Origin of the sequence: Bradyrhizobium sp. S69 (genome assembly GCF_009766005.1) — a bacterium.
Lineage (GTDB): Bacteria > Pseudomonadota > Alphaproteobacteria > Rhizobiales > Xanthobacteraceae > Bradyrhizobium.
The window spans coordinates 264512-276990 of sequence record NZ_LMUK01000027.1; the positions used below are offsets into that span (position 1 = coordinate 264512).

Annotated in this window: 11 protein-coding genes; 7 read left to right on the top strand and 4 right to left on the bottom strand. The window is 59.9% G+C overall.

The annotated features are described in order from the left end of the window. Window positions 1-73: 73 nt before the first annotated feature. The 5 genes from GSQ88_RS11695 (at window position 74) to GSQ88_RS11715 (ending at window position 8458) form a co-directional block, all read left to right on the top strand. Window positions 74-5674: an SIR2 family protein gene (locus tag GSQ88_RS11695; RefSeq protein ID WP_159007895.1), complete on the top strand. Its 5601-nt coding sequence runs from the start codon at window positions 74-76 to the stop codon at window positions 5672-5674. Between the two features lie 123 nt (window positions 5675-5797). After that, window positions 5798-6250: a MarR family winged helix-turn-helix transcriptional regulator gene (locus tag GSQ88_RS11700; RefSeq protein ID WP_159007896.1), complete on the top strand. Its 453-nt coding sequence runs from the start codon at window positions 5798-5800 to the stop codon at window positions 6248-6250. 56 nt (window positions 6251-6306) lie between these two features. Beyond that, window positions 6307-6888 (top strand): isochorismatase family protein, encoded by a 582-nt coding sequence (locus tag GSQ88_RS11705; RefSeq protein WP_159007897.1) that lies wholly within the window; start codon window positions 6307-6309, stop codon window positions 6886-6888. Window positions 6889-6890: 2 nt separating this feature from the next. Further along, on the top strand, window positions 6891-7229 hold the full coding sequence (locus GSQ88_RS11710; protein WP_159007898.1) for a hypothetical protein: 339 nt from the start codon (window positions 6891-6893) through the stop codon (window positions 7227-7229). Then, the gene (locus GSQ88_RS11715) at window positions 7226-8458 is read left to right on the top strand and encodes an MFS transporter (protein ID WP_159007899.1); all 1233 of its coding nucleotides are present in this window, start codon (window positions 7226-7228) and stop codon (window positions 8456-8458) included. Before GSQ88_RS11710 ends, GSQ88_RS11715 begins: the two co-directional genes overlap by 4 nt. A 60-nt stretch (window positions 8459-8518) precedes the next feature. Here GSQ88_RS11715 and GSQ88_RS11720 read toward each other — a convergent pair whose 3' ends face one another. Together GSQ88_RS11720 and GSQ88_RS11725 are read right to left on the bottom strand one after the other, a co-directional pair. Further along, window positions 8519-9268: an SDR family NAD(P)-dependent oxidoreductase gene (locus tag GSQ88_RS11720; protein WP_159007900.1), complete on the bottom strand. Its 750-nt coding sequence runs from the start codon at window positions 9266-9268 to the stop codon at window positions 8519-8521. A 133-nt stretch (window positions 9269-9401) separates the two neighbouring features. Continuing rightward, window positions 9402-10079 carry a peroxiredoxin-like family protein gene (locus GSQ88_RS11725; protein ID WP_159007901.1) on the bottom strand — a complete coding sequence of 226 codons (678 nt, stop codon included), beginning with the start codon at window positions 10077-10079 and terminating at the stop codon, window positions 9402-9404. 97 nt (window positions 10080-10176) lie between these two features. On the opposite strand from GSQ88_RS11725, the gene GSQ88_RS11730 reads away from it, so the two are divergent. Then, the gene (locus GSQ88_RS11730; RefSeq protein WP_159007902.1) at window positions 10177-11070 is read left to right on the top strand and encodes a LysR family transcriptional regulator; all 894 of its coding nucleotides are present in this window, start codon (window positions 10177-10179) and stop codon (window positions 11068-11070) included. A 1-nt stretch (window position 11071) separates the two neighbouring features. Here the strand turns inward: GSQ88_RS11730 and GSQ88_RS11735 are convergent, their stop codons facing one another. Continuing rightward, the gene (locus tag GSQ88_RS11735) at window positions 11072-11551 is read right to left on the bottom strand and encodes a MarR family winged helix-turn-helix transcriptional regulator (protein ID WP_159007903.1); all 480 of its coding nucleotides are present in this window, start codon (window positions 11549-11551) and stop codon (window positions 11072-11074) included. Between the two features lie 126 nt (window positions 11552-11677). On the opposite strand from GSQ88_RS11735, the gene GSQ88_RS11740 reads away from it, so the two are divergent. After that, window positions 11678-12058 (top strand): tautomerase family protein, encoded by a 381-nt coding sequence (locus tag GSQ88_RS11740; protein WP_159007904.1) that lies wholly within the window; start codon window positions 11678-11680, stop codon window positions 12056-12058. A 31-nt stretch (window positions 12059-12089) separates the two neighbouring features. On the opposite strand, the gene GSQ88_RS11745 is transcribed toward GSQ88_RS11740, so the two are convergent. After that, window positions 12090-12479, bottom strand: a 390-nt coding sequence (locus GSQ88_RS11745) for a TRAP transporter large permease subunit (protein WP_159007905.1), incomplete at its 5' end; no start/stop codon positions are given.

Below are 12479 nucleotides of genomic sequence, written 5' to 3' on the forward strand. Positions count from 1 at the left end.
CTCTCCTTGTGACAACACTACAACCTGCGATTGATTATATTTCCGCCCCAAACTTTTCCCGGCTCACCCGATCATGTCCGATTCATCTGATGATCCGCTCCGCGGCTTGGTGCACGACTGGCCCTACGCTCGGGAATTCGTCCTCGACACCATGGATCCTGTTTTGATCCAGCGGCACGGCGAACTATTGCTGAGCCGCGCGGTCAATATCGGACGCATCGTGGCGTTTGTCGGGGCCGGCGTCTCGATGTCCTATGGACGCATCAGTTGGCGCGAACTGGTGCGCGAATTGCTGGAATCGGCGCAACGCGCGTATCGGAAAAGCAAAACAGATTACAAAGTAAAGCATCCGCGGATCAACATCATCTACGATACCCTCCAAGCGCTTAAGCCGAATCCCGGCGCTGACGAAGACGGCGCATGGAGGGACATGCCTCCAGCGCGTCTGCTCATCCTATTCCAGATCGCGGATGAACTTGGGGAAGCCATCCATCGCGTGAAAAGCCATAACACCCGTGACTTAAACCCGGTACGCCGCAAAGCCAGACAACTTGTCTATGACGACGCTGGACACGCCCGCCGTTTGTTCGAGTCGAGCTACAAGAATCGCTCCAACGCGGAAAAGAAGAGTGGCGATGCGGTCATCAACGACCTGATGGGATATCTGGACGACCGACCACTTTCTCGCGATCTGTCGAACTCCCAACCGCGCTACGAGCCGATATTTGATTGGGCGAAACTCGACGACATTATTGAGGGAATTCCACCGAAACTTGAGTTTCTTGTAAGGCTCTGCAAGGAATTTCGAAACTATCGCGGCGCGCAAGTCGCCTCTCTTAATCCGACACATCGCTTCATTGTTGCCGCGGCGTTGGCATCGACAACTGGATATGAAAGTGACGAGCGATTTCGGGGATGGGTATCGGATCGTAAATCAAAGGAAGCCGAAGCGGATCGTAGATCAAAGGAAGTCGAAGCCTCAAGCCAGTTGCCGGCCACCGGAGACGAGCCACGCCGTTTTCGCGGCGAAACGGTCGACCAGGAGCGTGACCCGCTATTGTTGCTGGTTAACCGACTAGGCGTTCGGCGCTTTATCACCACCAACTACGATCTCGATATCGAGCGAATGATGCTCGATCGGGGCTATCGCCTGCGACTATCCGGCCACGACGACGTTTCCGGCCACAACTTCATCGCAGAAAGCGTAAACACGATGGAAGCACGCGCACGTGACTTCGTGTTCAATGAGCAGCGCGCGGCCCACCTCATCGATTTCGCCGTGCAGGATGGACGTTTTGCGCTTGACGTCGTCCATCTGCATGGCCGCGCTACCGATGGAGACGATATCGTCGCCACCGAAGCCGATTATCAGCGACTGTACTTGCGTGACGATAGCGGACGCGGACGCGGACGCGATCTTCTCGACGGAGCGATCAACCTCGCGTTTCGTGGCAATGCGCTGTTGTTCGTCGGCAACGGGATGGGCGAGGACGATCTGCTGCGTCCCTTGCGACACTTCATGAGCGAGGGACCGAGCGGCCGAGAGTCCGATGCGATCGCTCTATTGCCAGATCTCAGAGGAGCGCAATCAAGGTTGGAAGAAAAGGCTACACTGCTGAGACGCTACGGTGTTTATACGATCCATTTCGGAAGAGGCAGCCTCGACCGCGGCGATCGGAAAGAAGAATTCCTGCTTTCCGGCCTAATCAAATTGATCAGATTCCTCGCCAGACAAATTATCGAGATACGCTCGAGAAAGGTACCGGCCAAGGGAGTCGATGAGGCGATAAAAGAATTGCTCGATAGCGTTCAGGGCGAGCTACGCAAAGGCGAGGTATCAAAAGACGAGACAACGGGGGCAAACGGTGAGGCGGCGACACAGAAAACGGGTGCGCGGGAAGACGAACATAAAGAAGCGGGCGTATCCCGACGACTCGTGGTCATCTGTGACGAGCCGGGTCTCAAGACCATAAAAGTCGAAAGTGTTTACGAAATCGAGGGGCGACCACCGTCTTTGATCAACTGCGAGTTGGAGGCCATCAATTACCTCCTCGATTTTTGCATTCGAGCCGCTTGCGGCAACCCTGATGAGTATTTTCCTGAATCCAGGGCCGCGCAAATAATCGCGGAAAATACCGAAGATTCCATAGTGGCTGGTTTTCTTTCGGCGACCATTTCACGCCTGCAGGAAACCTGGAGCGATTGGCGCAAGGAATGGTTCGGAGATATCGCACCGCGCCTGCCGGCCTCCCCTTCGAAAGGCTGGGGTAATGGAAAGGCCAGCCCGTTGCTGGCGGAAGGCGCGAAGATTGATCGCCGCCGCGCCATCGATCTGCCTCCCGATTACAACTTTCAGCCACCTGCTCGCGCGGCAAACGACAAGGGTGACGCAACACCGGACAATAGCACTTCCGAAGACAACGAACCACCAGATGGTCGCTTTCGTATCCACACCAGTCAAACCCTGGCGCGGGCCTGCTACTCGCTATCCCGGCACGTTCTGGTCTCCCGAGAAGGCAGGAACTCAGCGATGCTCGCCACAGGACGGCGGGTCTTCGTGCTTGCCGGCGCGCGGGGCATCGGCAAGGGCCATTTCTTTTCAGCGCTGACCGAAGATAAGGGACTTCTCAAATTTCTTGAGGCCACATGGCGAGAGAAATGGCGAACGCCAAAATATTCTGCTGCCTTCGCTTTCAATTTCAGCTTCTCGGTCGAGCTCGGCTCCGGCTTTGATCGTCTTGTGCGTTTCCTGGGTGAAACGATTGAAAACATCTATTGCGAAGATCAAGCGGCTCGCAAAGAATTTAACAAGCTCTACGAGCAGATCGCAGGAAAGGAATCGAGCCCCGCAACGCCTGCTTCTCCGCATTCCGGACACCGGATTGGCCTGCTTGACTTTCTGTTTAAGGTAATCGCCGGAAAAATCGAGGATCTACCTGAAATCAGCAACCGTTTCGTTCTGCTCTTCAATGCCACACACCTGCTGTTTGACGAACAAGGCATCGCCAAGAGTGCAGACGTCACGCGAATTATGAAGGTGTTGCTTGACGAAGAACATGCCGATGCCGGAATCGACGTGATTTTCATTACCGACGAACGGGGTATTCCGGCCGAATTTCGCGACTACGAGTCCGACAGATTTTCAAAGACCAAGGAAATTTTGATTCTGAAGGAAGAACCACCCCGCAAATGGGCTCTTGAAATTGTCCATTCACCAAGCGACCACCTGCGGAGCGATGCTGAAGATGAGGCTGTCATAACCCGGCTTAACCTACGACGAAGCATACCGGCTCCCAGGGGCAGCCGCACATCGGAAAACGTGGCCATTTTCCTGAGACTGCAGCCGGCAATGCTAGCGGTGGTCGCAACCGCCGCATTTCCCCGAACACTCGCCGCTATCGTCTGCGTCGCTCGCGACAAGGAACCCCGTCTCTTCCCCGATCAGCTGAATGACCTGGGAAGGGACGCTCAGATAATTCTGAAAGACCAGGCGAAACGCAACGAGATATCCGAAGGTGTCGTCGATCGTTACGAATATGTCAAAGAGATCGCCACTCTTGGCCGCGCTAAACCGCTGGAGAAATCCGACTCCGATCTTGAGAAGATCGACAGGGAGTTTGGCACGTTTTTCAAGGCCTTCGGGGGAAATCGCTTTGCGATAACCGTTGCGTTCGCCGTCGCCGACGAGGAGCTCGTCGTCGAGACGAATACCAAGGATGCGCTCGGTCGAACCCTCATCAGGATTCGCGACGAGGTCAGCGGCATCGACGATCCTTCACGCGAAGATTCCATCGTACGCGCAGCGATTGCCATCCATCGGCGCCGCGGCATCAGACAAGCCGCTTTTCCGGATATTCTAAAAAAGCTGATCGAGTCATTGGGATGGACCGCTCAAAAACATCAACCAGCGCGGCTCTTTCATCGACTTTCTGAAATTTGCGAAGAGCTACTCGTTGTACTATCCATGATCGGCTACCCGATCGAGCAGGATTGCCTTGTCGCGTTGAAATTTCGAGCCTGGACAGGTTGGTCCACCGATTTTGGAAATGACGTAACACCCGGCGCCCGGAAGGCTGTGGTTGCCGCTGCATTGCAAATCCTGGTTCAACGCTGTCTGATTTTCCGGTTCGAGCCTCAAGAGCAAAAGAAGAAGCCGGAACGCCTCGAGCCAAAGCCCTGTAAAATCCTCCCCGAACAAGAGGGAACCGAACGGTTTGGCGTTCATCGCCACATCCAACGGCATATCTTCCGTCAGCTGAAGCAGCCCTTCGTCGAGCACGCCGAGATCGAATCGTATATGCCGACGCTCTATGCGAGCCAGCCCAACGACTTGCCCTACCCGACAATCTCCGCGCAGAGCAGGATCAGGGAGATCCTTGCCTCATTGTCGCGCTATCCATCGTACAGCCGCCTGCATGAAAGCCGAAATGATCAGAACGAGCATACGGAGTTGCAAAGCCGGATGTTGCGCGCCGCCTACGGAGCCATTCGAACCGTCTACGGCGTGGGCGTGGTCGCGCGTTTCAATGAATTCGGCGATAGCAATGTGCCGCCTGCCGTAGGTTATTTCGAGGAGCATCGCCAGCAAGTTCGCTGGCTGTTGAAGCGGGGCAAGGAAATTGAGCAACTGCTGCGGACGGGTGTAAAAAACGAATTAGACGAATTTTCCAAGACATTTGGAGCCGGGGCTAAGGCGCATGAAAAAGAAATTCGCGAGGAAGAGAAGTTTCTCAACGACAAGTTGGAACGAAATCTTCCGTTCTATTCCGGCGATATCGCATGGCTGTACAACGAATGTGGCGTGCTCTGCCTCGTGCAGGGACGACTGAACGACGCCAGCAAGCTGTTTTCCGAAGCCATGCGTGCGCTGCTTCCGATCGAACGCCGGGGAACACCCGCGGCGTTGACGGCGTCTGTACGTCTCAACCGCGCGCTCGTCGATATCGAGCTGGGGAACTTGCCAAAGGCAGGAACGGCGCTGCGCGACATCGTTTCGCAGCAGGACGAACACCGGGCCGTACGATGGATTGCCTTTGGCTACCTTGGACTGATTGAGCACATCCGCGGCAACCTCGACGAAGCGCGATCGCGATACGATAGTGCGATAAAAGCCCTGACCGCGATGAAACGTAATCGGGCCGCCAGCATCTTCTCCAGGCACTGCGCCGACCTGTGCCGTAACCTCAAGGGCGAGGACAACCTCAAGCTGGCGGAACAGATAGCGGACAATGCGGTCAACCTCGCTGCGGCAGGCAGCCACGCCGACGTGCTGCAGCAGGCGCGATTATCCCGGCTGCGGATTCAAGCCGACCGTCACGGTTCGGCGCTGTTCGCGAGATTGCGCAAGGAGCTGGAAGGCATCGAAGCCTACGCCAAGGTTATGGGCATGCCGCGCCTCGAAGTCGAGACTGCCCACGTCGATGCGTACTTCCGCTGCCAACTCGGCGATCTCACTATGGCCATGAAATCCATCACACGAAGCCTGGCGATCGCCAATGATTGCGACCTCGTGTTGCGAAAGATCAGCGGGACGCTGCTCGCCGCCGAAATCAGCAAAGGTCTCGGCATGCTGGATGGCGCGAGGACACTGGCGGAAACTGCCAAGGTGATGGCCACGACGGCGGAATTCTCGGCAGCCCAGGACAAGGCGCAAACGATATTGGCGTCTCTTTGATCGCCGGGCGTGCATCAGCCGCATTCGCATGACTTTACGGCTCGAAATGACGGTCGCGATCACCGTAACTTGATACGAAGTTTACCTTTGTAGTTTGCCTTCCTATCTGCTAGACCTTGCGGCATGAGCAAACGGAAAGCAGAACTCGACGCCGCACGCGCCTCTGCCCTGGCGGCGGAACTGCACACGCTGAGCAAGAAACTCACGCGGCGTCTGCGGGAGCAGGCATCGGCGGGAGATCTGACACCCTCGCAAACGTCGGTGCTCGGGCGCCTGCATCGGGAGGGCCCCGCGACGGTCACCGCGCTGGCGCGGGTGGAAGGGGTTCGCTCGCAATCCATGGGAGCGACGATTGCCGTGCTCGAAGCCGCGGGACTGGTCGAGGGATCGCCGGATCCGGAGGATGGGCGGCGAACGATACTTTCCCTGACGTCGGCCTGCCGGGAATTGATCAAGAACGGCCGCGCGGCACGGCACGATTGGCTGTTTCGCAACCTTCAAACCAAGCTCACGCCACAGGAGCAAGAGCAGCTCGCTGCCGCAACGGGGCTTCTCAATCGCCTGCTCGATCCCTGACGACCCCTGCATGGGCTAAGGCCGGCACACGATTCCGAACAAGGACAGTTAAGAATATGACCATCACCACGCTCGACCCGAAGACCGCTTTGCTGGTGGTCGACCTGCAGAAAGGCATCGTCGGACTGCCGACCGTGCATCCGATCGATGGCGTGATCCACAATTCGGTCGCGTTGCTCGAGGCGTTTCGCGCACGCCAACTGCCGGTGGTGTTGATCAATGTCGACGGCAGCCCTCCGGGCCGCGCCGAGCAATCCTTCTCGACCCCCGGCATGCCCGCCGGCTGGACCGATCTCATTGCCGAACTCAAGCAGCAGCCGAGCGATCACCGCGTCACCAAGCGGACGCGCGGCGCCTTCACCCACACCGATCTGGAAAAATACCTGCGGGACAATGGCGTCACCCAGGTGGTGATCATCGGCGTCGCCACTGGCGCCGGGGTCGAATCCACCGCGCGACACGCCCACGAACTCGGCTTCAACGTCACGCTGGCGATCGATGCCATGACCGACAGGGATGCCGACATCCACCACAACAGCGTGACGCGGATCTTTCCAAAAATCAGCGAGACCGGCACCACGCAAGAGATTCTCGATCTGCTGCACGCGGCACAGCACGACGACAAAAGGAGCGCCTGACCATGTGGAACCATTATCTGGCCTATTTCTTTGGCGGCGTCTTCCTCACCAACGCCATTCCGCATTTCGTCAGCGGCGTGATGGGACGCCCGTTCCAGAGCCCGTTCGCGACGCCGCGCGGCGAAGGCCTCTCGTCGTCAACGGTCAATGTGGGGTGGGGTTTTGCCAATCTGGTCGCGGCCTATTTCCTGATCTGCCACGTCGGCGAGTTCGACCTGCATTCGCTTGATGATGCGGGCGCGCTTGGGCTCGGCATGCTGCTGTTCGGCATCGTGACGGCTCGCTTGTTCGGCCGGTTTCACGGCGGTAATTCACCGCCGCAGGGCCGGACCTCGCTTTGACGCGCACCTTCCGCTCGCTGCGAAACCCCAACTACCGGATCTGGGCCGCGGGCGCTCTGGTGTCCAATATCGGCTCCTGGATGCAGCGCACCGCGCAGGACTGGATCGTCCTGACCGAACTGACCGACCGCAACGCGACCGCAGTCGGGATCGTGATGGGATTGCAGTTCGGCCCGCAAATCCTGTTGCTGCCGCTGACCGGCTTCGCCGCGGATCATCTCGACCGGCGCAAGGTGCTGTTTTGCACCCAGGCCGCGATGGGACTGCTGGCGCTCGGGCTGGGGCTGCTGGTGGTGACCGGGCTGGTTCGATTATGGCATGTCTATGTGTTCGCATTTCTCTTGGGCTGCGCCGCCGCGTTTGATTCGCCGGCACGGCAGACCTTTGTGGCCGAACTGGTCGAGGAACGCGACTTGCCGAATGCGGTGGGCCTGAACTCGATGTCGTTCAATGCGGCGCGGATGATCGGCCCGGCGATTGCCGGCGGCCTGATCGCGGGCGTCGGCTCCGGATGGGTATTCCTGCTCAACGCGGTGAGCTTCCTCGCGGTGCTGATCTCCCTGAGCCTGCTGCGCCTGCGTGCACCGAAGCCCGGCCATCGCGCCGTGCGCGCCCGCGGCAGTTTCGTCGAAGGCTTTCGCTATGTGTGGCGGCGGCCCGATCTCAAGGTCATCCTGTTCATGCTGTTCCTGGTCGGTACCTTCGGCTTGAATTTTCCGATCTTCATCTCGACCATGGCGGTGAAGGTGTTTCATGCCGGCGCCGGCCAATACGGCCTCTTGACCTCGATGATGGCGGCGGGATCGGTGACCGGCGCCTTAGGGGTCGCGACCCGGCGAAAGACCGGCATATCGACGCTGCTCATGGGCGCCGCGCTCTTCGGCGTCGGCTGCGCGCTGGCGGCGCTGATGCCGAGCTACGCACTGTTCGGCGCCATGCTGTTCGTGGTCGGCATCGCCGCGCAGACCGTGACCACCTCGACCAACAGCCTGGTGCAGACCTCGACAGAACCCGCGATGCGCGGTCGCGTGATCGCGATCCTGCTGGCGATCGCGCTGGGCGGCACCCCGATCGGTGCGCCGATCGTAGGCTGGGTGGCCGATAGCTTCGGCCCGCGCTGGGCACTCGCGGTCGCCGCCGCCGCAGGAATTCTCGCGGCAACGGTTGCGCTGGTCTATCTGGCGAGGCGGCGACGTGCGGATGCGAATGCGAATGCGAGGCCGGTTTGAAAGTGTCGAAACGCGAGGCGGCGGCAGATCGCCGCGAGCCCCGCGATTTCGCGGCGCAGGTCAGAGCTGCGTGATGCCGCCGTCGGCCACGAGGTCGATGCCGGTACTGTAGCTCGAATCATCGGACGCCAGGAACAGAATGGCCGAGGCCATCTCTTCCGGGCGACCGATGCGGCCGAGCGGCGTGATGCCCGCAAAGAAGGTCCGTGCGCCGTCGGCTTCTGCCTTGGTCTTGAACTGGCCGTCGACGATTGGCGTTTCGATCATGCCGGGTGAAAGCGTGTTGACACGAATGCCGCGATCCTTCAGCTCCATCGCCCAACTGCGCGCGAACGAGCGGATGGCGGCCTTTGTGCCGGCGTAGACGCTGTACTCGGGAATGCCTTTCATATGCAGGCCGGAGGAGACTAGCACGATCGAGCCACCCTTGCGCAGCAGCGGGAACGCCTTTTGCACGGTGAAGTAAACGCCGCGGGCGTTAATACCGAACGTCTTGTCGAAATCCGCCGGCGTGACATTCTGGGTCAAGATGCGCTCGGCAATGCCAGCGCTGGCGACGATGATGTCGACGCCGCCCTTTTCCCCTTTCACCGTTTTATAAAGCCGATCGAGGTCGTCGAGATTGGCGACGTCGCCCTGCACGGTGGAGACGTTTTTGCCAATCTCGGCTTTGGCCTTATCGAGTTCGCTCTGGCGGCGTCCCATGATGAATACATGGGCGCCCTCTTCCACGAACCGCTTCGCGGCTGCGAGTCCAATGCCGCTTGAGCCGCCGGTGATCACGGCGATTTTTCCATTCAATTTTGACATGACACAGTTCTTTCTGTTTCGAGGGCGCACAGAGCCGTTCGGCAAAGACGTCGCCGTTTTGGGATTTGATGATGAGGTGGTGGTGGTGGGGTGGTGAAGGAGGCCGACGCGGAACTCGCGCCGGCCCGTTACGTCACGCCGCCTTATTGGTCTTCGGGCGATCCAGCACCGGCAACAATTCGCTGGGGTCGGGACGGTGCGTGTAGTCGGGGTTGACCTCGGCGTAGGCGATGATGCCGTCGGTGCCAACCACATAGCGCGCGGGCATCGGCAGCACCCAGGCCGGATCGTCATTGATCCCAGGCAGGTCGTTGCCGAAACCGGCATAGATCTCGATCAGATCGGCCGGCAGCGCAAAGCGGATGCCGAACGCGTTGGCGACCTGGCTTTTGACGTCGCTCAGGATCGGGAAACCCAGTTTATTGTCGCGCTGCGACTTGCGGCTGTTCGGCGCGGTCTGCGGCGAGATCGCAACCAGGCTGGCGCCGCGGGCGGTGATGTCGGCCAGTGTCTCTTGCAACGCCTGCAGTTCGAGGTTGCAGTACGGGCACCAGACGCCGCGATAGAACGAGATCACCAGTGGTCCCCGGGCGAGCAGCTCGCGCGACGAGACGGGATGGCCGTCGGGATCGAGCAGCGTGAAATCCGGTGCGGTGTCGCCGGCCTTTTTGGCGCGCTGCGCCTGGCCGCTGGCGATCAACTCGTCAGTGGCGCGCTGCATGGTTTGCAGCCGCTCTTGACTGGGCTTGAACGGCAATTTGCCGGAGGTGAAATCGGCTTTGAAGGCGTCGAGGCGGTCTTGCAGGGCCATTGGAAGTCTCCGTTGTTGGCGTCGGCCCGCAAGTTCTGGCTCATTCGACGGAGAACAGGTATACGGCAAATCTGGACATCATTTATTTGGAATTCAAATGAGCGACCGGTGGCAGGAATTGGCCGTCTTCGTCCGCGCCGCGGAGAGCGGCAGCTTTTCGCGCGCCGGCCGCGAGCTCGGCCTGTCGCAGCCATCGGTTTCGCGCATCATCGGCGAACTCGAAGCCCGGCTCGGCGTCACGCTCTTGTTGCGCACGACGCGCCGCATCAATGTGACCGACGCCGGCGCATTATTTCTGGATCGTGCCCGCGAAATCCTGGCCGAGCTTGAAGATGCCGAGGATGCCGCGCGCGGCCTCGATTCGTTGCGCGGCACCATCCGACTTGCGCTGCCCGTGGTCTACGGGACGCGCGAGATCATTCCCCGGCTGCCGAAGTTTCTTGGGCTGCATCCGCTGCTGCGGGTCGAGATGTCGGTTGCCGACAACCGGCAAGACCTGGTGGCGGAGGGCGCCGACGTCGCCATCCGGCTCGGCGAGCTTGGCGATTCCGCCTTCGGCGCGCGCCGGCTGGAGACGTTGGAGCGAATGATGGTGGCCTCGCCCGCCTATCTGAAAGCGCGCGGCACGCCGAAGACGCCGGCGGATCTCGCCGCGCATGATTGCATCTTCGGGCCCGGCAATTACGGCCGCGATAGCTGGTCGTTCAGCCGTAACGGCACCGAGACGTCGGTCGATGTCCACGGCCGCATTCATACTGATTCCGGTCCGGGTGTTTTCGCCAGCGTGATGTCGGGCCTCGGGATTGCGATGGTCTCGACCGCGATGGCGGGACCCGAGATCAAGGCCGGCCTGCTGGTGCCGCTGCTGCGCGGCTACAAGCTTACGCCAGTCGAAGTTCATGCGGTGTTTCCCGGCGGCCCGCGCCCCTCGACAAAAGTCCGCGCGCTGGTCGATTTCCTGGCGCAAGAACTCAAGCGGGCGCTCAAATAGATCAGGCGTGCTTGGCGTCGCTGCGCCGGTTGAAGGCGGCGACGAAATCCTCGGAGACGACGAATTCAAGCGCCTCGCGCAGCGCGGCCGATTTGGCGACGCCGAACGCGGTCTCGAATCCCGCCTGCGCGCGCTTCCAGAGCGCGGTGGATTCCGCGATCTTTTTGCGGCCCGCCGCGGTCAGCGCCACCAGCCGGTTGCGGCGATCCTCGGGATCGATGCGGATCTCGATCAGCCGATCGCGCTGCAGCGGCTTTAAAGTATGCGTCAGCGCGCCACGGTCCATCACCAGGGCCTCGGCCAGTTCGCCGAGCGGCGGCGGACGTCCCGACCGCGCGATCTGCATCAGGATCGACCGCTGCGTGGTCCGTAATCCGCAGGGCTCCAATGCAGAATCATACAGCTGCGAGACACGCCGCGTCGCCTTGCGTAAGGCCGTGCAATTGCACAGGCTTTTCTCCGTTTCGGATTGGCGGGCCATTTTTCACCCTCGAATGATGCCGGCTTGACGATTACTTGCATATGCACACATATCATCATCGCTTGCATATGCAAGTAATGGCGCCGCCCAGCGATCGCTGCGACGGGCCGGAAACGGGAGAGCGCGATGCCACTGGTACGGATCGACCTTCAAAAGGGAAAAGACGCGAGCTATCGGCAAAAGGCCGGCCGGATCGTCTACGAGGCGATGGTGGCCCATACCGGCGTTCCCAAGGACGACCGCTTCCAGATCATCGCCGAGCATGCGATCGAAAATTTTGTGTTCGATCCGGATTATCTCGGCATCCACCGCACCAACGACCTCGTCATGGTTCAGATATTCTTCAACGAGGGGCGCTCGGTGGCGCAGAAGCAGGCGCTGTACAAGGCGATCGCCGACGGATTTTCCGAGCAGCTTGGGCTGCGGCGGGAAGACGTCTTCATCACCCTGGTCGAGGTGAAGAAGGAAAACTGGTCGTTCGGCAACGGCATTGCGCAATACGCCTGACAACCCTCACTCGCCGCCAGACGGCGCGCCGTCACGGCACCAAGGTCGTTCGCGACGGCAGCCACATCGCGATGTCGGGGAACAGCACCAAGAGGCCGAGCAGCACGAACAGCAACAGATGGAACGGCACCGTTCCCAACACGACGTCCTTGAGCTTGCCGGTCCAGATGCTCTGGATCACGAACAGATTGATGCCGATCGGCGGCGAGATCTGGCCCATCTCGATGAACAGCACCAGGATGACGCCGAACCAGATCGGGTCGATGCCGTATTGCACCAGCACCGGATACAATAGCGGCACCGTCACCACGATCATGCCGAGGCTTTCGACCAGGCAGCCCAGCACCGTATAGAGCACGAACAGCGCCAGGAAGAATTCCAGCCGTGACAGTTTCAGCTCGACCAGAAACTGTGTTTTTTT

Bases quoted from the DNA above. Each gene is read 5' to 3' on its own strand.
- GSQ88_RS11740 (WP_159007904.1), top strand. From the start codon at position 11,678: ATGCCACTGGTACGGATCGACCTTCAAAAGGGAAAAGACGCGAGCTAT.
- GSQ88_RS11730 (WP_159007902.1), top strand. From the start codon at position 10,177: ATGAGCGACCGGTGGCAGGAATTGGCCGTCTTCGTCCGCGCCGCGGAG.
- GSQ88_RS11735 (WP_159007903.1), bottom strand. From the start codon at position 11,551: ATGGCCCGCCAATCCGAAACGGAGAAAAGCCTGTGCAATTGCACGGCC.
- GSQ88_RS11700 (WP_159007896.1), top strand. From the start codon at position 5,798: ATGAGCAAACGGAAAGCAGAACTCGACGCCGCACGCGCCTCTGCCCTG.
- GSQ88_RS11725 (WP_159007901.1), bottom strand. From the start codon at position 10,079: ATGGCCCTGCAAGACCGCCTCGACGCCTTCAAAGCCGATTTCACCTCC.
- GSQ88_RS11695 (WP_159007895.1), top strand. From the start codon at position 74: ATGTCCGATTCATCTGATGATCCGCTCCGCGGCTTGGTGCACGACTGG.
- GSQ88_RS11720 (WP_159007900.1), bottom strand. From the start codon at position 9,268: ATGTCAAAATTGAATGGAAAAATCGCCGTGATCACCGGCGGCTCAAGC.
- GSQ88_RS11710 (WP_159007898.1), top strand. From the start codon at position 6,891: ATGTGGAACCATTATCTGGCCTATTTCTTTGGCGGCGTCTTCCTCACC.
- GSQ88_RS11705 (WP_159007897.1), top strand. From the start codon at position 6,307: ATGACCATCACCACGCTCGACCCGAAGACCGCTTTGCTGGTGGTCGAC.